Annotated in this window: 17 protein-coding genes; 2 read left to right on the plus strand and 15 right to left on the minus strand. The window is 70.9% G+C overall.

What is annotated here, in order from left to right; all coding sequences use genetic code 11:
- Positions 1–129 precede the first annotated feature (129 nt).
- The gene (locus ACIPRD_RS04890; RefSeq protein WP_401560057.1) at positions 130–1,377 is read right to left on the minus strand and encodes an ATP-grasp domain-containing protein; all 1,248 of its coding nucleotides are present in this window, start codon (positions 1,375–1,377) and stop codon (positions 130–132) included.
- Between the two features lie 325 nt (positions 1,378–1,702).
- Here ACIPRD_RS04890 and fahA point away from each other — a divergent pair, with 325 nt between their 5' ends.
- Positions 1,703–2,920: a fumarylacetoacetase gene (fahA, locus tag ACIPRD_RS04895; RefSeq protein ID WP_356401029.1), complete on the plus strand. Its 1,218-nt coding sequence runs from the start codon at positions 1,703–1,705 to the stop codon at positions 2,918–2,920.
- A 327-nt stretch (positions 2,921–3,247) separates the two neighbouring features.
- Positions 3,248–4,186, plus strand: coding sequence for a M56 family metallopeptidase (locus tag ACIPRD_RS04900; RefSeq protein WP_356401031.1), 939 nt, complete (start codon positions 3,248–3,250; stop codon positions 4,184–4,186).
- A gap of 42 nt (positions 4,187–4,228) precedes the next feature.
- Here the strand turns inward: ACIPRD_RS04900 and recQ are convergent, their stop codons facing one another.
- From recQ to ACIPRD_RS04970, 14 genes are all read right to left on the minus strand, one after another.
- Positions 4,229–6,259 carry a DNA helicase RecQ gene (recQ, locus tag ACIPRD_RS04905; RefSeq protein WP_401560060.1) on the minus strand — a complete coding sequence of 677 codons (2,031 nt, stop codon included), beginning with the start codon at positions 6,257–6,259 and terminating at the stop codon, positions 4,229–4,231.
- 213 nt (positions 6,260–6,472) lie between these two features.
- Positions 6,473–8,122 (minus strand): NADH-quinone oxidoreductase subunit NuoN, encoded by a 1,650-nt coding sequence (nuoN, locus tag ACIPRD_RS04910; RefSeq protein WP_356401035.1) that lies wholly within the window; start codon positions 8,120–8,122, stop codon positions 6,473–6,475.
- The gene (locus tag ACIPRD_RS04915; protein WP_401559862.1) at positions 8,119–9,690 is read right to left on the minus strand and encodes an NADH-quinone oxidoreductase subunit M; all 1,572 of its coding nucleotides are present in this window, start codon (positions 9,688–9,690) and stop codon (positions 8,119–8,121) included. The genes nuoN and ACIPRD_RS04915 overlap by 4 nt, the downstream gene beginning before the upstream one ends.
- Positions 9,691–9,695: 5 nt before the next feature.
- The gene (nuoL, locus tag ACIPRD_RS04920) at positions 9,696–11,591 is read right to left on the minus strand and encodes an NADH-quinone oxidoreductase subunit L (RefSeq protein WP_356401039.1); all 1,896 of its coding nucleotides are present in this window, start codon (positions 11,589–11,591) and stop codon (positions 9,696–9,698) included.
- 15 nt (positions 11,592–11,606) lie between these two features.
- Positions 11,607–11,906 carry an NADH-quinone oxidoreductase subunit NuoK gene (gene nuoK / locus ACIPRD_RS04925; protein WP_066995480.1) on the minus strand — a complete coding sequence of 100 codons (300 nt, stop codon included), beginning with the start codon at positions 11,904–11,906 and terminating at the stop codon, positions 11,607–11,609.
- Positions 11,903–12,760, minus strand: coding sequence for an NADH-quinone oxidoreductase subunit J (locus tag ACIPRD_RS04930; RefSeq protein ID WP_401559865.1), 858 nt, complete (start codon positions 12,758–12,760; stop codon positions 11,903–11,905). Before ACIPRD_RS04930 ends, nuoK begins: the two co-directional genes overlap by 4 nt.
- Entirely contained in the window at positions 12,757–13,368 is a 612-nt protein-coding gene (gene nuoI / locus ACIPRD_RS04935; RefSeq protein ID WP_401559867.1) for an NADH-quinone oxidoreductase subunit NuoI, read from the minus strand. Before nuoI ends, ACIPRD_RS04930 begins: the two co-directional genes overlap by 4 nt.
- On the minus strand, positions 13,361–14,725 hold the full coding sequence (nuoH, locus tag ACIPRD_RS04940; RefSeq protein ID WP_356401046.1) for an NADH-quinone oxidoreductase subunit NuoH: 1,365 nt from the start codon (positions 14,723–14,725) through the stop codon (positions 13,361–13,363). The genes nuoI and nuoH overlap by 8 nt, the downstream gene beginning before the upstream one ends.
- Positions 14,722–17,226 (minus strand): NADH-quinone oxidoreductase subunit G, encoded by a 2,505-nt coding sequence (locus ACIPRD_RS04945; protein ID WP_356401048.1) that lies wholly within the window; start codon positions 17,224–17,226, stop codon positions 14,722–14,724. The genes nuoH and ACIPRD_RS04945 overlap by 4 nt, the downstream gene beginning before the upstream one ends.
- Positions 17,223–18,572 carry an NADH-quinone oxidoreductase subunit NuoF gene (gene nuoF, locus ACIPRD_RS04950; protein ID WP_356401050.1) on the minus strand — a complete coding sequence of 450 codons (1,350 nt, stop codon included), beginning with the start codon at positions 18,570–18,572 and terminating at the stop codon, positions 17,223–17,225. Before nuoF ends, ACIPRD_RS04945 begins: the two co-directional genes overlap by 4 nt.
- A complete protein-coding gene (gene nuoE, locus ACIPRD_RS04955; RefSeq protein WP_356401052.1) occupies positions 18,569–19,438 on the minus strand; it encodes an NADH-quinone oxidoreductase subunit NuoE in 870 nt (289 codons plus the stop codon). Before nuoE ends, nuoF begins: the two co-directional genes overlap by 4 nt.
- The gene (locus ACIPRD_RS04960) at positions 19,435–20,757 is read right to left on the minus strand and encodes an NADH-quinone oxidoreductase subunit D (protein ID WP_356401054.1); all 1,323 of its coding nucleotides are present in this window, start codon (positions 20,755–20,757) and stop codon (positions 19,435–19,437) included. The genes nuoE and ACIPRD_RS04960 overlap by 4 nt, the downstream gene beginning before the upstream one ends.
- Entirely contained in the window at positions 20,754–21,497 is a 744-nt protein-coding gene (locus ACIPRD_RS04965) for an NADH-quinone oxidoreductase subunit C (RefSeq protein ID WP_356401056.1), read from the minus strand. The genes ACIPRD_RS04960 and ACIPRD_RS04965 overlap by 4 nt, the downstream gene beginning before the upstream one ends.
- The gene (locus ACIPRD_RS04970) at positions 21,494–22,048 is read right to left on the minus strand and encodes an NADH-quinone oxidoreductase subunit B family protein (RefSeq protein ID WP_356401058.1); all 555 of its coding nucleotides are present in this window, start codon (positions 22,046–22,048) and stop codon (positions 21,494–21,496) included. Before ACIPRD_RS04970 ends, ACIPRD_RS04965 begins: the two co-directional genes overlap by 4 nt.
- Between the last annotated feature and the right edge of the window lie 3 nt (positions 22,049–22,051).

Raw genomic sequence — 22,051 nt, forward strand, 5'->3', positions numbered from 1 at the left:
GAGAATACGGACCGCGCGACTCCCCGACTCACCCTGCTGCACGGGCACTTGTGCGCCGGGGGATGCCGGGCGAGGCTCGCGGGGTACCCGCCCGCGGCGCGCGCCACGTCCCCCGGCCGGCGGCCCCGGCTACTTCGGGGCCGGGCCGGTGCTGCCGCGGCGGTTGGTGCGCCACAGCTGGTACAGATGCTGCGCGCCCGGACGCACGAAGCGGGCGAGCATGGTGAGGAACGGCATCGGGTCGTCGCCCGCGAGCCAGGCCAGCTCGGTCCCGCTCGCCCGGGCCGGCGCGTGCGGCGTCGTGTAGCCGCTGCGGCGGTAGGCGAGGAGGGCGGGCAGGTCGATGTTCTCCACGACGTAGCGGTGGCCGGAGCGCTGCTCGCCCTCCGGAACCGGGCGGCCGGTGAGGTTCAGGTGCATGGCGCGTACGACGTCCACGCCCGACCCGCTCTCGAAGAGCCGGAACTGGGCGCCCATGCGCGGGTTGAAGTCGAGGAGTTTGTACTGTCCGTCGCGCCGGTCGAAGCGCAGGTCGAGGTCGACGATGCCGCTGAAGCCGATCTCCTTGATGAAGCGCGCGGCGAGATCGGCGAGTTCCGGGTTGTCGACGACGTACGCGTTCGCCGTCATGCCCGCGTGCGGGGGCCAGGAGCGGACCTTGACGCCGGTGAAGAGGGCGAGCGGGCTGGAGTCCGCGTCGAAGCAGGCGTGCACGATCCAGTCCTCCGCCTCCTCCCTCGGCAGGTACTCCTGGAGGATCACTCCGGGCTGCTCGCCCCAGTCGCGGGCGAGGGAGAGCAGACCCTCACGGGTGGTGATCCTCGTGGTCCCGTTGACGGCGGGCTGTTTGCGCCGCACGAACGCCTCGCGGTTCTTCGCCACCACCGGGAAGCGCGCCTTGTCGGCGAAGGCGGCGATCTCCTCGTACGACTCCGGGAAGGCCGCCTCAGGGCTGGCGATGCCGTGCTCCGCGCACAGCTCGTGCAGTCCCTGCTTGCTGGCCAGCCGGCGGGGCAGCGCGGGGTCGACCCGCGGGAAGAGGAAGGGTCCGGCCAGGGCGTCCTGGTGCTCGGCGATCAGGACGGCGGCCTCTTCGTCCGTCGGGATCAGCACCGTCGGACGCCCGATCCGGCGGCCGATCCGCAGCAGCCCCTCGACCAGGTGCCCGGGGTCCTCGGCGCCGGTCGTCGGCCACACGAACGCCCGCTTGAGGTACCGCGACGAGGCCGCCGGTGTGTAGGCGTCCTCGGTGATCGCGTACATGGGCACGCCCAGCCTGCCGAGACTGCGGATCGCGCCGACCCCGCCGTGGTGCAGCGGGTAGCCGCCGAACTTGACGATCAGCCCCGGCACCTCGCGGTCCGCCTCGAAAGGCACACTGACGGTGTCTCTGGCCACGGGTCCCCCCACGCGTCCCCCCTACGGAACGGACCCACCCCGTCCGTGTCCCCCAAGGACGCTAAGCCGGAATTAGCCCCTCCGACAAGACCTATTCGGACATTGCGAACTCTTTATGCACGGCCCGGGCAACCCGTACGCCAACGCCACCCGCCTCCCCCGGGCCGGCGCCTTCCCTCGTCGGGACTCCGGCCGAACACCTCCTGAGGCACTGCCCAAGACACATGACGCAGTCGTAACGTGTGGCGCGACCACATGGAACACAGCGCCATGCATGGCCCGGATGAGAGTGAGGCAGCACCCCATGCCCCCCTTCGACGTCCCCGAGGGCGACCCCTTCGGCCCGCACAACCTCCCCTATGGCGTGTTCTCGCCCTCCGGCAGCACGGAACGGAGGGTCGGCGTCCGGCTCGGCGACCACGTTCTCGACGCGGGCGCCGCGGCCGCCGCGCTCGGTTCGCCCTACGTCTCCCTCCTCGACCGCCCCACCCTCGGCCCGCTGCTCGCCGCCGGCCGCACCGCCTGGTCGGACGTGCGGCGCGCGCTCACGGCATGGGTCACGGTGCCCGCGCACCGCGACACGACCGAGCCCTTCTTCCATCCGTTGTCGCAGGTCACCCTGCACCTGCCGTTCGAGGTCGCGGACTACGTCGACTTCTACGCCTCCGAGAACCACGCCCGTAACGTCGGCCGCATCTTCCGCCCAGACGCGGAGGACTCGCTGACCCCCAACTGGAAGCATCTGCCGATCGGTTACCACGGCCGCGCCGGCACGGTGGTGGTCTCCGGCACGGACGTCGTACGGCCCTCCGGCCAGCGCAAGGGACCCGGCGACCCGGCGCCCGTCTTCGGCCCCTCGGTCCGGCTCGACATCGAGGCCGAGGTCGGCTTCGTCGTGGGCGCGCCCTCCGCGCAGGGCAGCCCGGTCGCGCTCGGCGACTTCCGGGAGCACGTCTTCGGGCTCTGCCTGCTGAACGACTGGTCCGCGCGGGACATCCAGGCCTGGGAGTACGTCCCCCTCGGCCCCTTCCTCGGCAAGTCCTTCGCGACCTCGGTCTCGGCGTGGATCACCCCCCTGGAGGCCCTCGACCACGCGCGCGTGGCACCCCCGGAGCGCACCCACCCGCTGCTCCCCTACCTCGACGACTCGGCCACCGAGATCGAGCCCGGCGGCTACGACCTGCGCATCTCCGTCGCGATCAACGGCGAGGTCGTCTCCGAACCGCCCTTCTCCACCATGTACTGGACCGCCGCCCAGCAACTCGCCCACCTGACGGTCAACGGAGCCTCGCTGCGCACCGGCGACCTGTACGGCTCCGGCACGGTCAGCGGCCCCGCCGAGAACCAGCGCGGCTCCCTGCTGGAGCTGACCTGGAACGGCCGCGACCCGCTCGAACTCCCCGGCGGCAAGCGCACCTTCCTGGAGGACGGGGACGTGGTGACCCTGTCCGCCTGGGCCCCCGGGGAGAACGGCGGCCGGATCGGGCTGGGCGAGGTCAGCGGGCGCGTGGTGACCGGGTGAGGTGAACTCGCCATACTGGCACCACAGTTCGCGCGGACGCGGCAGGTGCGCGGGCGGCGGGTCCGGGCGGGACCGGATCCCCGCCGGCACCTGCCCCGCGGCCCCCGTCCCCGTCATACTGGCGGGGACGGAGCGGACTTCCGCACCGGGACGGCACACGGCACGGTCCACGCGCCGCACGCCACGCACCGCACCCCGGTGCACGCCCACGCATCGCCCGAGCATCGTCCGCGCACCGCCGACGCACCTCCACGCACGGCACACGCGCACCGCACACGCAGCACCCGCCACCCGCACTCCCGCCCGACCAGGAACCGGAGCCCCGGCATGATCGCCTGCCTGCTCCTGCTGAGCGTCGTCGGCCTGACGGCCGCCGTACCGGCGCCTCGCGCGCTGACCCGGGCCGCGTGGCCCGAACGGGAACCCGTACTCGCCCTGTGGGTGTGGCAGTGCCTGGTCGCCACGGTCCTGCTGAGCTGCCTGACCGGGCTCGTCCTCGGCGCGGCCGCCGTCTTCCACACCGTGCGCGACCACGTCTTCGCCCCCGCTCCCCCCGCCGTCACCGCCGCCTACGGCCTGTCCCCCGCACCCGTCTGGGCCGACGCCCTCACCGTGCTGCTGGCCGGCGGGGCCGCCTGGACCACCGCCATGCTCGCCCGGGAACTCGCCGAGGCCCGCCGGCGCCGAGGCCAGGCCCGGGCGCATCTGCGCGAGCGCGCCCCGGACCTGCCGGCGGGGCTGCCGGCCGCGCGCGGGCCCCTGCTGGTCCTGGAGGACGAGTACCCCGACGCCTGGTGGATGCCCGGCCATCCGCCGCAACTCGTCGTGACCACCGGAGCGTTGCACCGGCTCACCGACCATCAGCTCGACGCGGTCCTCACCCATGAGCGCGGCCACGCCCGCGCCCACCACGACTGGCTGCTGCACCTGTCCACCGCGCTGGCCACGGGCTTCCCGCGCGTGCCGCTCTTCGCCCACTTCTGCGACCAGACGCACCGGCTGGTCGAACTGTCCGCCGACGACACGGCCTCCCGGCGCTGCGGCCACCTCACCACCGCGCTGGCCCTGATCGAGCTGAACCAGCACCGGGGCGTCCTGTCCTGCGCCTCCAGCCGCCGGCTCCTCGGCGAACGCGTGGACCGCCTCCTGGAGCCCCCGCCGCGCCTGCTGCCCCGGCACCGGGCGCTGACGACGACAGTGGCCTCGCTGGTGCCGCTGCTGCCCCTGCTGATCACGTTCGCGCCGGGGCTGACCGCCCTGTCCTGAGGCGCCCGCGCCACCCGCGGGGGTGCCGGGCGCCCCGTGAGGTCACATCCAGTCCTCCGGTTCCGGCTCCGGCTCCTCTCCCGCCTCGGACCAGTAGGGGGGCTCGGGCTCCTCGTCCACGGCCGGGACATCGCGGGCGGGGGCGGTCCGCGCAGGGGCCGCCGTGGCCGCAGGGGCCGCCGGGGAGCGGCCCGGCTCGTCCAGGCCGGACAGCACGGCCAGTACGCCCTCGCCGTACTTCGCCAGCTTCTTCTCTCCGACCCCGCCGACCGTGCCCAGGTCACGCACCGAGGCGGGGCCGAGGGCGACGATCTCCCGCAGCGTGGCGTCGTGGAAGATGACGTACGGCGGGACGCCCTGCTCCCGGGCCTGCTCGGCACGCCAGGCGCGCAGCGCCTCGAAGGCGGGGACCAGTTCGGCGGGCAGCTCGGCCGCGGCGGCCTTCGCCTTGCGGTCGCCCCGCCCCGAGGTGCCCGACCGGGACGCGGCCGGCTTCTTGGGCTCCTTGCGCAGCGGGACCTCCCGCTCGCGCCGCAGCACAGCGCCGCTCTCCTCGGTGAGGGCCAGCGTGCCGTACTCCCCCTCGACCGTGAGTATCCCCTGGGCGAGCAGCTGGCGGATGACCCCGCGCCACTCGGCCTCGGCGAGGTCCTGGCCGATGCCGAAGACGGACAGCTGGTCGTGGTCGAACTGGATCACCTTGGCCGTGCGCTTGCCCAGCAGGATGTCGGCGATCTGCACCGCGCCGAACTTCTGCCCGCGCTCGCGCTGGAGCCGGACCACCGTCGACAGCACCTTCTGGGCGGCGACCGTGCCGTCCCAGGTCTCCGGCGGGGTCAGGCAGGTGTCGCAGTTGCCGCAGGCGGCCGCGTCGGCGTCCTGGCCGAAGTAGGCGAGCAGCTGGCCGCGCCGGCACCGGACCGTCTCGCACAGCGCGAGCATGGCGTCGAGGTGGGCGCCCGCCCGGCGGCGGAACGCCTCGTCCCCCTCGCCGGACTGGATCAGCTTGCGCTGCTGGACGACGTCGTTGAGGCCGTAGGCCATCCACGCGTCGGAGGCGGCACCGTCACGGCCCGCGCGTCCCGTCTCCTGGTAGTAGCCCTCGATCGACTTGGGCAGGTCCAGGTGGGCGACGAACCGCACGTCCGGCTTGTCGATGCCCATGCCGAACGCGATGGTCGCGACGACGACCAGGCCCTCCTCGCGCAGGAACCGGGACTGGTGCCGCGCACGCGTCCCCGCGTCCAGACCGGCGTGGTACGGCACCGCCTCGATGCCGTTGGAGCTCAGGAACTCGGCCGTCCGCTCGACCGAGTTGCGCGAGAGGCAGTACACGATGCCCGCGTCGCCCGCGTGCTCCTCCCGCAGGAAGGCGAGGAGCTGCTTCTTCGGGTCGGCCTTGGGCACGATCCGGTACTGGATGTTGGGCCGGTCGAAGCTCGCCACGAAGTGGCGGGCCGACGGCATGCCCAGCCGCTGGGTGATCTCCTGGTGGGTGGCGTGGGTCGCCGTCGCCGTGAGCGCGATCCGCGGCACGTCCGGCCACCGCTCGCCGAGCAGGGAGAGCGACAGGTAGTCGGGGCGGAAGTCGTGGCCCCACTGGGAGACGCAGTGGGCCTCGTCGATCGCGAAGACGGAGATCTTGCCGCGGGAGAGCAGGTCGAGCGTGGCCTCCACGCGCAGCCGCTCCGGGGCCAGGTACAGCAGGTCGAGCTCGCCCGCGAGGAACTCGGCCTCGACCGTGCGCCGCTCGTCGAAGCCCTGGGTGGAGTTGATGAAGCCGGCCCGCACGCCGAGGGCGCGCAGAGCGTCCACCTGGTCCTGCATCAGCGCGATCAGCGGGGAGATCACCACGCCCGTGCCGGGCCTGACCAGGGAGGGGATCTGGTAGCACAGCGACTTGCCGCCACCGGTCGGCATGAGGACGACGGCGTCACCGCCCGCCACCACATGCTCGATGATCGCTCCCTGCTCGCCGCGGAAGGCCTCGTACCCGAAGACCCGGTGCAGCGTGGCGAGTGCCTCGCTCTCGGTCGCCTCTGGCATCTCCTCGATCACGCCCGTCCCGCGCATTGCCGTGCCCCCCGTACGTCGCCCTTCGACCACTTCCTCCACGATAGGGCCCCGCACCGACAGCCCCGGAGTTATCCACAGGTCGGTGGGCTGTGATTCCGGTCAAGGGCACGGACACGGACACGGACACCAGCATCGACACCGGCACCGGCAGCACGGCGGCCCGGCACCCGTGGACAGGTGCCGGGCCGCCGCCCGTGGACAGGAGCCTTCTCAGCGCACGAACACGCTCGCCTGGTTCGCCAGGTCGAGGAAGTACTGCGGGGCCACGCCGAGCACGACGGTGACCGCCACACCGATGCCGATCGCCGCCATGGTCAGCGGGGAGGGCACGGCCACGGTCGGCCCGTCGGGCCTCGGCTCGCTGAAGAACATCAGCACGATCACGCGGATGTAGAAGAACGCGGCGATCGCCGAGGAGATCACACCGATCACGACCAGCGGAGCGGCGCCACCGTCCGCGGCCGCCTTGAACACGGCGAACTTCCCGGCGAAACCGGAGGTCAGCGGGATGCCGGCGAAGGCCAGCAGGAACACCGCGAAGACCGCCGCGACCAGCGGGGAGCGCCGGCCGAGCCCGGCCCACTTGGACAGGTGGGTCGCCTCGCCGCCCGCGTCGCGCACCAGCGTGACCACCGCGAAGGCGCCGATCGTCACGAAGGAGTACCCGGCCAGGTAGAACAGCACGGCCGACACGCCGTCCTTCGTGGTCGCGATGACACCGGCGAGGATGAAGCCCGCGTGCGCGACGGACGAGTAGGCCAGCAGCCGCTTGATGTCGGTCTGGGTGATCGCGATGATCGCGCCGCCCAGCATGGTGATGATCGCCACCGCCCACATCACCGGCCGCCAGTCCCAGCGCATGCCGGGCAGCACGACGTACAGCAGTCGCAGGAGGGCGCCGAACGCCGCCACCTTCGTCGCCGCCGCCATGAAGCCGGTCACCGGGGTCGGCGCGCCCTGGTAGACGTCGGGCGTCCACATGTGGAACGGGACCGCGCCCACCTTGAACAGCAGGCCCATCACGATCAGGGCGCTGCCCATCAGCAGCAGCGCGTCGTTGCCCATCGTTCCGGCCAGCGCCGGGTCGACGCTCGCGACCGTGCCGTCGACGACCTGCGCGATCCGCGTGTACGACACCGAGCCCGCGTAGCCGTACAGCAGGGCGATGCCGAACAGGGTGAACGCCGAGGCGAACGCGCCGAGCAGGAAGTACTTGACCGCGGCCTCCTGCGACATCAGCCGCTTGCGGCGGGCCAGCGCGCACAGCAGGTACAGCGGCAGGGAGAAGACCTCCAGGGCCACGAACAGCGTCAGCAGGTCGTTGGCCGAGGGGAACACCAGCATGCCCGCGATCGCGAAGAGCAGCAGCGGGAAGACCTCGGTGGTGGTGAACCCGGCCTTCACGGCGGCCTTCTCGCCGTCGCCGCCGGGGACGGCCGCGGCCTGCGCGGCGAAGGAGTCGACCTTGCTGCCGTGCGCGGCCGGGTCCAGGCGCCGCTCCGCGAAGGTGAACAGGCCGACCAGGCCGGCCAGCACGATGACGCCCTGGAGGAACAGCGACGGTCCGTCGACCGCGATCGCGCCCATGGCCGCGACATGCGCCTTCGTGGTGCCGTACCCGTCGGCCGCGAGCGCGACGATCGCGGCGAACGAGGCGCACAGCGCCACGACCGACACGAACACCTGCGCGTAGTAGCGGGACCTGCGCGGGACGAACGCCTCGACGAGCACGCCGACGAGCGCGGCACCGAGCAGGATCAGCGTCGGCGACAATTGTCCGTATTCGATCTTCGGCGCGTCGATCTTCGAGATCGGATCGGCCGCCGTTGTCCACAGGCTGTGGACGGCTGGTGCGCTCACTTGGCCGCCTCCGTCTCCGGCTTCGGGTCCTTCTGGTGGACGTCGGACAGGGTGTGCTGGACCGCCGGGTTCACGAAGTCCGTGAGGGGCTTCGGGTAGACGCCCAGGAAGACCAGCAGCACGATCAGCGGGGCGACGACCAGCAGTTCCCGCGGACGCAGGTCGGGCATCTTCTCGACCTGCGGCTTCACCGGGCCCGTCATCGTCCGCTGGTACAGCACGAGCGTGTACAGCGCGGCGAGGACGATGCCGAACGTGGCGATGATGCCGATCACCGGGTAGCGCGTGAACGTGCCGACCAGGACGAGGAATTCGCTCACGAACGGCGCGAGACCCGGCAGGGAGAGGGTGGCGAGGCCGCCGATCAGGAAGGTGCCGGCGAGCACCGGGGCCACCTTCTGCACACCGCCGTAGTCGGCGATGAGCCGCGAGCCGCGCCGGGAGATCAGGAAGCCGGCGACCAGCATCAGCGCGGCGGTGGAGATGCCGTGGTTGACCATGTAGAGCGTGGCGCCGGACTGGCCCTGGCTGGTCATCGCGAAGATGCCCATGACGATGAAGCCGAAGTGGGAGATCGACGCGTAGGCCACCAGCCGCTTGATGTCCCGCTGGCCGACGGCGAGCAGGGCGCCGTAGACGATGCTGACGAGCGACAGGACGAGGATGACCGGCGTCGCCCACTTGCTGGCCTCGGGGAAGAGCTGGAGGCAGAAGCGGAGCATCGCGAAGGTGCCCACCTTGTCGACGACCGCGGTGATGAGGACGGCGACCGGGGCGGTCGACTCCTGCATCGCGTTGGGCAGCCAGGTGTGCAGCGGCCACAGCGGGGCCTTCACCGCGAAGGCGAAGAAGAAGCCCAGGAACAGCCAGCGTTCGGTGCCGGTCGCCATGTGCAGCGAGCCGTTGGCCCGCGCCTGCGCGATCTCCTGGAGGCTGAAGTTCCCGGCGACCACGTAGAGGCCGATCACCGCGGCCAGCATGATCAGACCGCCGACGAGGTTGTAGAGCAGGAACTTCACGGCCGCGTAGGACCGTTGCGTGGAGGCGGCCGCCTCCCCGTGCTCGTGGGCACGGTCCCCGAAGCCTCCGATGAGGAAGTACATCGGGATGAGCATGGCCTCGAAGAAGATGTAGAAGAGGAAGACGTCGGTGGCCTCGAAGGAGATGATCACCATCGCCTCGACGGCCAGGATCAGGGCGAAGAAGCCCTGCGTCGGCCGCCACCGGCTGCTGCCCGTCTCCATCGGGTCGGCGTCGTTCCAGCCCGCGAGGACGATGAACGGCATCAGCAGGGCGGTCAGCCCGATGAGCACGGCGGCGATGCCGTCGACGCCCAGTTCGTAGCGGACGCCGAAGTCCTTGATCCAGGCGTGGGACTCGGTGAGCTGGTAGCGGGCGCCGCCGGGGTCGAAGCGGACCAGGACGACGGCCGCCAGGACGAGCGTGGCCAGCGAGACCAGCAGCGCGAGCCATTTGGCGGCGGTGCGCCGCCGGGCCGGCACGGCGGCCGTGGCGACGGCCCCGAGGGCCGGGAGCACCGCCGTCGCTGTCAGGAGGGGAAAGGACATCGGTATCAGACCGCCCTCATCAGCAGGGTCGCGGCGACCAGGAGGGCCGCACCGCCGAACATCGAGACCGCGTAGGAGCGGGCGAAGCCGTTCTGGACCCGGCGCAGCCGTCCGGACAGGCCGCCGAAGCCGGCCGCCGTGCCGTTGACGACGCCGTCGACCAGGGTGTGGTCGACGTACACCAGGGAGCGCGTGAGGTGCTCGCCGCCGCGCACCAGGACCACGTGGTTGAAGTCGTCCTGGAGCAGGTCGCGCCGGGCGGCGCGGGTGAGCAGCGAGCCGCGCGGGGCGACGGACGGGACCGGCCTGCGGCCGTACATCACGTAGGCGATGCCGACGCCGACGACCAGGCAGACCAGGGTCGCGGCGGTCACCGTCATGGCGCTGACCGGGGAGTTGCCCTCGCTGTGCCCGGTGACGGGCTCCAGCCAGTGCACGAAGCGGTCGCCGAGGTGGAAGAAGAAGCCTCCGCCGACCGAGCCGACGGCCAGCACGATCATCGGGATCGTCATGGTCTTCGGGGACTCGTGCGGGTGCGGCTCGTGGCCCTCCGCGTCTGGCTGCCAGCGCTTCTCGCCGAAGAACGTCATCAGCATCACGCGGGTCATGTAGAACGCGGTGATGGCCGCGCCCAGCAGGGCCACGCCGCCGAGGATCCAGCCCTGGGTGCCGCCCTTGGCGAAGGCGGCCTCGATGATGGCGTCCTTGGAGTAGAACCCGGACAGGAACGGGAAGCCGATGATGGCGAGGTAGCCGAGGCCGAACGTCACGAACGTGACCGGCATGTACTTGCGCAGTCCGCCGTAGCGGCGCATGTCGACCTCGTCGTTCATGCCGTGCATGACCGAGCCGGCGCCGAGGAACAGTCCGGCCTTGAAGAAGCCGTGCGTGACCAGGTGCATGATCGCGAAGGCGTAGCCGATCGGGCCGAGGCCCGCGGCCAGCACCATGTAGCCGATCTGCGACATGGTGGAGCCGGCCAGCGCCTTCTTGATGTCGTCCTTCGCGCAACCGACGATCGCACCGAACAGCAGCGTGACACCGCCGACGACGGTGACCACGAGCTGTGCGTCCGGCGCGCCGTTGAAGATCGCGGCGGAGCGGACGATCAGGTACACGCCCGCGGTGACCATCGTCGCCGCGTGGATGAGGGCCGAGACCGGGGTCGGGCCCTCCATGGCGTCCCCGAGCCAGGACTGAAGCGGGACCTGGGCCGACTTGCCGCACGCGGCGAGCAGGAGCATCAGGCCGATCGCGGTCAGCCGGCCCTCGGAGGCGTCGCCGGCGTGGGTCAGGACCGGGCCGAACGCGAAGGTGCCGAAGGTGGTGAACATCAGCATGATCGCGATCGACAGGCCCATGTCGCCGACGCGGTTGACCAGGAAGGCCTTCTTCGCGGCGGTGGCAGCGCTGGGCTTGTGCTGCCAGAAGCCGATCAGCAGGTACGAGGCGAGACCGACGCCCTCCCAGCCGACGTACAGCAGCAGGTAGTTGTCGGCGAGGACGAGCAGCAGCATCGCCGCGAGGAACAGGTTCAGGTAGCCGAAGAAGCGGCGGCGGCGCTCGTCGTGCTCCATGTACCCGACGGAGTACAGGTGGATCAGCGAGCCGACGCCCGTGATCAGCAGGACGAACGTCATCGACAGCTGGTCGAGACGGAAGGCGATGTCCGCCTGGAAGCCGCCGACCGAGATCCAGTTCCACAGGTGCTGGGTGAGGGTGCGGTGTTCGGCGTCCTTGCCGAGCAGGTCGGCGAAGAGGATCACGCCGAGCACGAAGGAGGTGGCCGACAGCAGCGTGCCGATCCAGTGGCCGACGGCGTCGAACCGCCGGCCGCCGGTCAGCAGGACGGCCGCTCCGAGCAGGGGCGCCGCGATGAGCAGCGCGATCAGGTTCTCCACGATTCTTCCGACCCCTTACAGCTTCATCAGGCTGGCGTCGTCGACCGAGGCCGAGTGGCGGGTGCGGAACAGCGACACGATGATCGCGAGGCCCACCACGACCTCCGCGGCGGCGACGACCATCGTGAAGAAGGCGATGATCTGGCCGTCGAGGTTGCCGTGCATCCGGGAGAAGACGACGAACGCGAGGTTGCAGGCGTTGAGCATGAGCTCGATGCACATGAACACGACGATCGCGTTGCGCCGGATCAGCACCCCGGTCGCGCCGATGGTGAACAACAAGGCCGAGAGGTAGAGGTAGTTGACGGGATTCACTTCGACGCCTCCTCGGACCGCTCGAACGCCGCCTGCTCGGACGGGATCCGCTCCAGACGTTCCTCGGAGCGCTGTTCCAGGGCCTTCAGGTCGTCCAGCGCCTGCGCGGACACGTCACGGATCTGGCCACGCGCGCGCAGCGTCTGGCTGACGGTCAGGTCCGACGGGGTGCCGTCGGGCAGCAGGCCGGCGATGTCGACCGCGTTGTGCCGGGCGTAGACGCCGGGGGCGGGCAGCGGCGGAACGTGCCGGCCCTCGCGGACGCGCTGCTCGGACAGCTCCCGCTGGGTCATGGCGCGCTCGGTGCGCTCGCGGTGCGTGAGCACCATGGCGCCGACGGCCGCCGTGATGAGCAGGGCGCCGGTGATCTCGAAGGCGAAGACGTACTTGGTGAAGATGAGTGCCGCGAGGCCCTCCACGTTGCCGCCCGCGTTCGCCTGGCCGGCTCCGTCGAACTCCTTCAGGGAGGCGTTCGCGATGCCGGCGAACAGCAGGACGCCGAAGCCGAGCCCGCACAGCAGGGCCAGCCAGCGCTGGCCCTTGATGGTCTCCTTCAGCGAGTCCGCGGCCGTCACGCCGACGAGCATCACCACGAACAGGAAGAGCATCATGATCGCGCCGGTGTAGACGACGACCTGCACGACGCCCAGGAAATAGGCGCCGTTGGCGAGGTAGAACACCGCGAGCACGATCATGGTCCCGGCCAGGCAGAGGGCGCTGTGCACGGCCTTCTTCATGAAGACGGTGCACAGGGCGCCGATCACCGCGACCGTGCCGAGGATCCAGAACTGGAAGGCCTCACCGGTGGAGGTGCCGGCGGAGAGAGTGGCCGCGGCCGCGAGCTGCGCGCTCATGCGTCCACCCCCTCGTCCTCGGGCTTCTCGCCCTTGGAGCGGGCGACCTGGCGCTCGGTCCCCGGCGCGGCCTCCGTCACGAGGCCCCGGTAGTAGTCCTGCTCGTCGGTGCCCGGGAAGATCGCGTGGGGCGTGTCGACCATCCCCTCCTCCAGTCCGGCGAGCAGCTGCTCCTTGGTGTAGATGAGGTTCGCGCGGCTGGAGTCGGCCAGTTCGAACTCGTTGGTCATCGTCAGCGCGCGCGTGGGGCAGGCCTCGATGCACAGGCCGCACAGGATGCAGCGGGCGTAGTTGATCTGGTAGACGCGGCCGTACCGCTCGCCCGGCGAGTAGCGCTCATCGTCGGTGTTGTCGGCGCCCTCCACGTAGATGGCGTCGGCGGGGCAGGCCCAGGCGCACAGCTCGCAGCCGACGCACTTCTCCAGCCCGTCCGGATGGCGGTTGAGCTGGTGCCGTCCGTGGAACCGCGGAGCCGTGGTCTTCTGCTGCTCCGGGTACTGCTCGGTCAGCCGCTTCTTGAACATGGCCTTGAAGGTCACGCCGAAGCCGGCCACGGGGTTCTGGAAGCCGGGCTTCGTCTGCGCGGTCTCCTGTGGCTCCTCAGCCATCGGACGCCTCCTTTCCATCCGAAGTTCCGTCACTGACAGTGTCCGGCCCGCCACTGGCGATCAGCTCCCGGTCGCGGCGCGGGCGGCGCCTGGGAACGGCGGGCAGTTCCTGTCCGGGCAGGGGCGGCACGGGGAACCCGCCCGCCATGGGGTCGAATCCGGTCTCCTGTGCGGTGGGCTGCCGGTCCGCCTTCGCCTTGTCGCGGAACATGTCGGCGACGAAGGAGACGAGCAGCAGGGCGAGGACACCGCCGCCGACGTAGAGGGCGATGTCGGCGAAGTCGTAGTTCTCGTTGCGCAGGGCCCGGACGGTCGCGACGAGCATCAGCCAGGTGACGGAGACCGGGATGAGGACCTTCCAGCCGAGCTTCATCAGCTGGTCGTAGCGGACGCGGGGCAGGGTGCCGCGCAGCCAGATGAAGAAGAAGAGCAGCAGCTGCACCTTGATGACGAACCACAGCATCGGCCACCAGCCGTGGTTGGCGCCCTCCCAGAAGGTGCTGATCGGCCAGGGGGCCCGCCAGCCGCCGAGGAAGAGGGTGGCCGAGACCGCCGAGACCGTCACCATGTTCATGTACTCGGCGAGCATGAACAGCGCGAACTTGATCGAGGAGTACTCGGTGTTGAAGCCGCCGACCAGGTCGCCCTCGGACTCCGGCATGTCGAAGGGGGCGCGGTTGGTCTCGCCCACCATCGTGATGATGTAGAGGATGAACGACACCGGCAGCAGCAGGATGTACCAGCGGTCGTGCTGCTGCTCGACGATCGTCGACGTCGACATCGACCCCGAGTAGAGGAACACCGAGGCGAACGAGGCGCCCATCGCGATCTCGTACGAGATCATCTGGGCGCAGGAACGCAGGCCGCCCAGCAGCGGATAGGTGGATCCGGAGCTCCAGCCGGCGAGGACGATGCCGTAGATGCCGACGGAGGCGACCGCGAGGATGTAGAGCATCGCGATCGGCAGGTCGGTGAGCTGCATCGCGGTGCGGTGGCCGAAGATCGAGATCTCGTTGTCGGCGGGGCCGAAGGGGATGACCGCGATCGCCATGCAGGCCGGGATGGCCGCGATGATCGGCGCGAGGACGTAGACCACCTTGTCCGCGCGTTTGACGACGACGTCTTCCTTGAGCATCAGCTTCACGCCGTCGGCGAGCGACTGGAGCATGCCCCAGGGGCCGTGCCGGTTGGGGCCGATGCGCAGCTGCATCCAGGCGACGACCTTGCGCTCCCACACGATCGAGAGCAGCACGGTCAGCATCAGGAAGGCGAAGCAGAACACGGCCTTGATGACGACCAGCCACCAGGGGTCGCGGCCGAACATCGAGAGGTCTTCAGCGGCGAGGTACGGGCTCATGCCTCCACCTCCTTGGGGGCCGTGTCGGCGGATGCCGCCGGGCCGATGCGGACGAGGGAGCCGGGCTGCGCGCCGGTGTCGGAGGCGACACCCCTGCCGGCGGAGTTCAGCGGGAGCCAGACCACGCGGTCCGGCATCTCGGTGATCTGGAGCGGGAGTTCGGTCGTGCCGGCCGGGCCGGTGACGGCGAGCAGGCCGCCGTCCCCGACGCCCGCCTCGGCGGCCGTCGCCGCCGACACGCGCGCGCGTGCGGCGTGCCGGGTGCCGGCGAGCGCCTCGTCGCCCTGCTGGAGGACGCCCTGGTCGAGCAGCAGGCGGTGACCGGCGAGCACGGCCTCGCCCGCGGCGGGCCGGGGCGGCGCGCCGCCGCTCTCCATGGGCTCGGTGGCCTTCGGGCCGTCCCAGGAGCCGAGCCGGTCGATCTCCGCGCGCGTGGTGCGCAGGTCCGGCAGGCCCAGGTGGACGTCCATGGCGTCGGCGAGCATCTGGAGCACGCGCGCGTCGGCGGGGGCGAGCCGGCGGGTCATCTGGTCGGGCTTGAGGGCGGCCTCGAAGAAGCGGACCCTGCCTTCCCAGTTCAGGAAGGTGCCGGCCTTCTCGGCGACGGCGGCGACCGGCAGGACGACGTCGGCGCGCTCGGTGACCTCGCCGGGGCGCTGCTCCAGCGACACCAGGAAGCCGACGGAGTCGAGCGCCTCGCGCGCGCGTGCCGGGTCGGGCAGGTCGGCGACCTCCACACCGGCGACGACCAGCGCGGACAGTTCGCCCGTCGCCGCGGCCTCGATGATGTGGTGGGTGTCGCGGCCGTGGCGCAGGGGCAGTTCGGCCAGCCCCCAGGCGGCGGCGACCTCCTCCCGCGCGCGCGGGTCGGTCGCGGGGCGGCCGCCCGGCAGCAGCGACGGCAGCGCGCCCACCTCGACGGCGCCGCGCTCACCGGCCCGCCTCGGGATCCACACCAGCCGGGCGCCGGTCGCGGCGGCCGCGCGCACGGCGGCGGTGAGGCCTCCGGCGACGGCGGCGAGCCGTTCGCCCACGACGATCACCGAGCCGTCGGCCCGCAGCGCCTCGGCGGCCCGGGTGCCGGGCTCGTCCAGGCCCACACCGCCGGCGAGGGCGTCCAGCCACTCGGTCTCGGTGCCGGGAGCGGCCGGCAGCAGCGTGCCGCCCGCCTTCTCCAGGCCCCGGGTGGCGTGCGTGGCGAGCGCGAACACCCGCTGCTTGTGCGCCCGCCAGGCCTTGCGCAGCCGCAGGAAGACGCCGGGCGCCTCCTCCTCCGACTCGAACCCGGCCAGCAGGACCGCGGGGGCCTTCTCCAGCAGGGTGTAGGTGACACCGGTGCCGTCCAGGTCCCGGCCGCGGCCGGCGACCCGGGACGCCAGGAAGTCGGCCTCCTCCACGCTGTGCACGCGCGCGCGGAAGTCGATGTCGTTGGTGTCGAGGGCGACGCGCGCGAACTTGCTGTACGCGTACGCGTCCTCGACCGTCAGCCGGCCGCCGGTGAGGACACCGGCGCGGGAGCGGGCGGCGGTGAGTCCGCGCGCGGCCGCCTCCAGTGCCTCGGGCCAGGAGGCGGGCTCCAGGACGCCCTCGGCGTTGCGCACCAGCGGCGTGTCGACGCGGTCCCTGAGCTGCGCGTACCGGAACGCGAAGCGTCCCTTGTCGCAGATCCACTCCTCGTTGACCTCGGGGTCGTTCGCGGCGAGGCGCCGCATGACCTTGCCGCGCCGGTGGTCGGTGCGCGTCGCGCAGCCGCCCGAGCAGTGCTCGCACACCGACGGCGAGGAGATCAGGTCGAAGGGGCGGGAGCGGAACCGGTAGGCGGCGGAGGTGAGCGCGCCGACCGGGCAGATCTGGATGGTGTTGCCGGAGAAGTACGACTCGAAGGGGTCGCCCTCGCCGGTGCCGACCTGCTGGAGCGCGCCCCGCTCGACCAGTTCGATCATCGGGTCGCCCGCGATCTGCTGGGAGAAGCGGGTGCAGCGGGCGCACAGCACGCACCGCTCGCGGTCGAGCAGCACCTGGGTGGAGATCGGTACGGGCTTCTCGTAGGTCCGCTTGCGGCCCTCGAAGCGGGAATCGGCGTTGCCGTGCGACATGGCCTGGTTCTGCAGCGGGCACTCGCCGCCCTTGTCGCAGACCGGGCAGTCCAGCGGGTGGTTGATGAGCAGCAGCTCCATCACCCCGTGCTGGGCCTTCTCGGCGGCCGGGGAGGTGAGCTGGGTCTTCACCACCATGCCGTCCGTGCACGTGATGGTGCAGGACGCCATCGGCTTGCGCTGGCCCTCGACCTCCACGATGCACTGGCGGCAGGCACCGGCGGGGGCGAGGAGGGGGTGGTCGCAGAACCGCGGGATCTCGATGCCGAGCTGTTCGGCGGCACGGATGACCAGGGTGCCCTTGGGCACACTGAGTTCCGCGCCGTCGATCGTCAGCGTGACGAGGTCCTCCGGCGGGACCGCCGCCTCTCCCCCTCCGGAGGGAGAACTGGTGGTCACGGTCATGCGTTCACCTCCGGGCGGTCCGCCCAGGCCGTCGACTTGGCCGGGTCGAAGGGACAGCCCCGGCCCGTGATGTGCTGCTCGTACTCCTCGCGGAAGTACTTCAGCGAGGAGAAGATCGGTGAGGCCGCGCCGTCGCCGAGGGCGCAGAAGGACTTGCCGTTGATGTTGTCGGCGATGTCGGCGAGCTTGTCGAGGTCGGACATGGCGCCCTTGCCGGCCTCGATGTCGCGCAGCAACTGCACCAGCCAGTAGGTCCCTTCACGGCAGGGTGTGCACTTGCCGCAGGACTCGTGGGCGTAGAACTCGGTCCAGCGGGTGACCGCCCGCACCACGCAGGTCGTCTCGTCAAAGCACTGCAGGGCCTTGGTGCCGAGCATGGAGCCCGCGGCGCCGACGCCCTCGTAGTCGAGGGGCACGTCGAGGTGCTCGTCGGTGAACATCGGCGTCGAGGAGCCGCCCGGGGTCCAGAACTTGAGGCGGTGTCCGGGGCGCATGCCGCCGCTCATGTCGAGGAGCTGGCGGAGCGTGATGCCGAGCGGGGCCTCGTACTGGCCGGGGCTCGTGACGTGGCCGCTGAGCGAGTAGAGCGTGAAGCCGGGCGACTTCTCGCTGCCCATCGACCTGAACCATTCCTTGCCGTGGTTCAGGATGGCGGGAACCGACGCGATCGACTCGACGTTGTTCACCACGGTGGGGCAGGCGTAGAGGCCTTCCACCGCAGGGAAGGGAGGACGCAGTCGCGGCTGGCCGCGGCGCCCTTCGAGCGAGTCGAGCAGCGCGGTCTCCTCACCGCAGATGTACGCGCCGGCGCCGGCGTGCACGGTGATGTCGAGGTCGAGTCCGCTGCCCAGGATGTTCTCGCCGAGGTAGCCGGCCTCGTACGCCTCGCGTACGGCCTCGTGCAGCCGCCGCAGTACGGGGACGACCTCGCCCCGCAGATAGATGAAGGCGTGCGACGACCTGATCGCGTAGCACGCGATGATCATGCCCTCGACGAGGCTGTGCGGGTTCGCGAAGAGGAGCGGGATGTCCTTGCAGGTCCCGGGCTCCGATTCGTCGGCGTTGACAACCAGATAGTGCGGTTTCCCATCGCCCTGGGGGATGAACTGCCACTTCATCCCCGTCGGGAATCCCGCGCCGCCGCGCCCGCGCAGACCGGAGTCCTTGACGTACGCGATCAGGTCGTCGGGCGACATGGCGAGCGCCTTGCGCAGCCCCTCGTACCCCTCGTGCCTGCGGTAGACGTCCAGGGTCCAGGACCGGTCCTCGTCCCAGAAGGCCGACAGCACGGGTGCGAGCAGCTTCTCGGGGCTCGTGTCCTTGAGTTCGGCTGCCACCGTCATCACTCCCCCTCCTCTGCGGTCGGGCCTGCCGGGTGGGAGGGATCGGAGGCCGACGTGTCCAGCGGCGCGTCGTGCGAGCTGAGGTGTTCGGTCGGCGACGGCTCGTGCGCCGCCGCGTGGGGCTCGTCGTGCGGTCCGCCGTCTCGCGGATGCACCACGCGCGCGGGTGCGGCCTCTCCCCTGGCCAGGCGGAGGCCCACCAGCGAGGCGGGGCCCGCGCTGACGCTCTCCTCGACGGCCCCGGGCCGCTCGTCGGGGAAGCCCGCCAGGATGCGGGCGGTCTCCTTGAAGGTGCACAGGCGCGCCCCGCGCGTGGGTTCGACGGGGCGTCCCGCGCGCAGGTCGTCGACCAGGCCCTTGGCGCTCGCCGGCGTCTGGTTGTCGAAGAACTCCCAGTTGACCATCACGACCGGCGCGAAGTCGCAGGCCGCGTTGCACTCGATGTGCTCCAGGGTGACCGAGCCGTCCTCGGTGGTGCCGCCGTTGCCGACACCCAGGTGCTCCTGGAGGGTCTCGAAGATCGCGTCGCCGCCCATCACCGCGCAGAGCGTGTTGGTGCACACCCCCACCTGGTAGTCACCGGACGGCTTGCGCCGGTACATGGTGTAGAAGGTGGCCACCGCGGTGACCTCGGCGGTGGTCAGGCCGAGCACGTCCGCGCAGAACTTCATCCCGGTGCGCGTGACGTGGCCCTCCTCCGACTGCACGAGGTGGAGCAGCGGCAGCAGGGCCGAACGGGAGTCGGGGTAGCGGGCGATCACGTCGCGCGCGTCCGCCTCCAGCCTGGTCCGGACGTCGTCCGGGTACGCGGGCGCGGGCAGTTCGGGCATGCCCAGGCTGACGCCCCGCTCCGAAGAAGAGGTGGTCACCGGTCGACGCCTCCCATCACGGGGTCGATGGACGCCACGGCGACGATGACGTCGGCGACCTGGCCGCCTTCGCACATGGCCGCCATGGCCTGCAGGTTGGTGAAGGACGGGTCGCGGAAGTGGACCCGGTAGGGACGGGTGCCGCCGTCGGAGACGGCGTGCGCGGCGAGTTCGCCCTTGGGCGACTCGACGGCCACGTAGGCCTGTCCCGGCGGTACCCGGAAGCCCTCGGTGACCAGCTTGAAGTGGTGGATCAGGGCCTCCATGGAGGTGCCCATGATCTTCTTGATGTGGTCGAGGGAGTTGCCGAGTCCGTCCGGGCCCAGGGCGAGCTGGGCGGGCCAGGCGATCTTCTTGTCGGCGACCATGACCGGTCCGGGCTGGAGCCGGTCCAGGCACTGTTCGACGATCCTGAGCGACTGGCGCATCTCCTCCAGGCGGATCAGGAAGCGCCCGTAGGAGTCGCAGGTGTCGGCGGTCGGGACGTCGAAGTCGTACGTCTCGTAGCCGCAGTACGGCTGGGCCTTGCGCAGGTCGTGCGGGAGGCCGGTGGAGCGCAGGATCGGGCCGGTCGCGCCGAGGGCCATGCAGCCGGCCAGGTCGAGATAGCCGACGTCCTGCATGCGGGCCTTGAAGATGGGGTTCCCGGTGGCGAGCTTGTCGTACTCCGGGAGGTTCTTCTTCATCGTCTTCACGAACTCGCGGATCCGGTCCACCGCGCCGGGCGGCAGGTCCTGGGCGAGTCCGCCGGGCCGGATGTAGGCGTGGTTCATGCGCAGGCCGGTGATGAGCTCGTAGAGGTCGAGGATCATCTCGCGGTCGCGGAACCCGTAGATCATGATCGTGGTGGAGCCGAGTTCCATGCCGCCGGTGGCGATGCACACCAGGTGGGAGGAGAGCCGGTTCAGCTCCATCAGGAGGACCCGGACGATCTGGGCGCGGTCGGGGACCTCGTCCTCGATGCCGAGGAGCTTCTCGACGGCGAGACAGTAGGCGGTCTCGTTGAAGAAGGACGTCAGGTAGTCCATGCGCGTGACGAAGGTGGTGCCCTGCGTCCACGTGCGGAACTCGAGGTTCTTCTCGATGCCGGTGTGCAGGTAGCCGATGCCGCAGCGGGCCTCGGTGACCGTCTCGCCGTCGATCTCCAGGATCAGACGGAGCACTCCATGGGTGGACGGGTGCTGAGGACCCATGTTGACGACGATGCGCTCGTCGTCGGCGCGGGCCGCCGACTGGACGACCTCGTCCCAGTCGCCGCCGGTGACGGTGTAGACCGTGCCCTCGGTGGTTTCGCGGGACGATGCTGACTGCGTGCTCACGAGTACGACCTCCGCTGGTCCGGAGCCGGGATCTGGGCGCCCTTGTACTCGACGGCGACGCCGCCGAGCGGGTAGTCCTTGCGCTGCGGGTGGCCCTGCCAGTCGTCCGGCATCATGATCCGCGTCAGGGCCGGGTGGCCGTCGAAGACGATCCCGAAGAAGTCGTAGGTCTCGCGCTCGTGCCAGTCGTTGGTCGGGTAGACCGGGACCAGGGACGGGATGTGCGGGTCGGCGTCCGGGGCGCTGACCTCCAGGCGGATCAGCCGGTTGTGGGTGATCGAGCGCAGGTGGTAGACGGCGTGCAGCTCGCGGCCCTTGTCGTGCGGGTAGTGCACGCCGCTGACGCCGGTGCACAGCTCGAAGCGCAGGGCCGGGTCGTCGCGCAGGGTGCGGGCGACGCGGACCAGGTGCTCCCGCTCGATGTGGAAGGTGATCTCGCCGCGGTCGACGACCGTCCTGCCGATGGCGTTCGCGGGCAGGAGCCCCTGTTCCTCCAGGGCGCCCTCCAGCTCGTCGGCGACCTCGTCGAACCAGCCGCCGTAGGGGCGGACCGACGGTCCCGGGAGGCGGACGGAGCGGACCAGTCCGCCGTAGCCGGAGGTGTCCCCTCCGTTGTTGGCGCCGAACATCCCGTGCTGGACGCGGATCTCCTCGCCGCCCTGGCCGCGCTGGCCGGGGAGGTTGGACGCGGAGAGGTCCTTCTCGGGGTTCGCGCCGTTGGTGCCGTGTCCGTCGCTCACCGCAGCAGCCCCTTCATCTCGATCGTGGGCAGGGCCTTGAGCGCCGCCTCCTCCGCCTCGCGGGCGGCTTCCTCGGCGTTGACGCCGAGCTTGGAGGACTGGATCTTCTGGTGGAGCTTGAGGATCGCGTCGATCAGCATCTCGGGGCGGGGCGGGCAGCCGGGGAGATAGATGTCGACGGGGACGATGTGGTCGACGCCCTGGACGATCGCGTAGTTGTTGAACATGCCGCCCGAGGAGGCGCAGACGCCCATGGAGATCACCCACTTGGGGTCGGGCATCTGGTCGTAGACCTGGCGCAGCACCGGCGCCATCTTCTGGCTGACCCGGCCCGCGACGATCATCAGGTCGGCCTGGCGCGGTGAGCCGCGGAAGACCTCCATGCCGAAGCGGGCGAGGTCGTAACGGCCGGCGCCGGTGGTCATCATCTCGATGGCGCAGCAGGCCAGGCCGAAGGTGGCCGGGAAGACGGACGCCTTGCGCACCCAGCCCGCGGCCTGCTCCACGGTGGTCAGCAGGAAGCCGCTCGGCAGCTTTTCTTCGAGTCCCATGTC

The organism is Streptomyces sp. NPDC090108, from assembly GCF_044747185.1.
Lineage (GTDB): Bacteria > Actinomycetota > Actinomycetes > Streptomycetales > Streptomycetaceae > Streptomyces.

Coding starts and splice junctions, on each gene's coding strand:
- fahA (WP_356401029.1), top strand. CDS start 1,703: ATGCCCCCCTTCGACGTCCCCGAGGGCGACCCCTTCGGCCCGCACAAC.
- ACIPRD_RS04900 (WP_356401031.1), top strand. CDS start 3,248: ATGATCGCCTGCCTGCTCCTGCTGAGCGTCGTCGGCCTGACGGCCGCC.
- recQ (WP_401560060.1), bottom strand. CDS start 6,259: ATGCGCGGGACGGGCGTGATCGAGGAGATGCCAGAGGCGACCGAGAGC.
- ACIPRD_RS04915 (WP_401559862.1), bottom strand. CDS start 9,690: ATGTCCTTTCCCCTCCTGACAGCGACGGCGGTGCTCCCGGCCCTCGGG.
- ACIPRD_RS04930 (WP_401559865.1), bottom strand. CDS start 12,760: ATGAGCGCGCAGCTCGCGGCCGCGGCCACTCTCTCCGCCGGCACCTCC.
- nuoI (WP_401559867.1), bottom strand. CDS start 13,368: ATGGCTGAGGAGCCACAGGAGACCGCGCAGACGAAGCCCGGCTTCCAG.
- nuoH (WP_356401046.1), bottom strand. CDS start 14,725: ATGAGCCCGTACCTCGCCGCTGAAGACCTCTCGATGTTCGGCCGCGAC.
- ACIPRD_RS04945 (WP_356401048.1), bottom strand. CDS start 17,226: ATGACCGTGACCACCAGTTCTCCCTCCGGAGGGGGAGAGGCGGCGGTC.
- ACIPRD_RS04970 (WP_356401058.1), bottom strand. CDS start 22,048: ATGGGACTCGAAGAAAAGCTGCCGAGCGGCTTCCTGCTGACCACCGTG.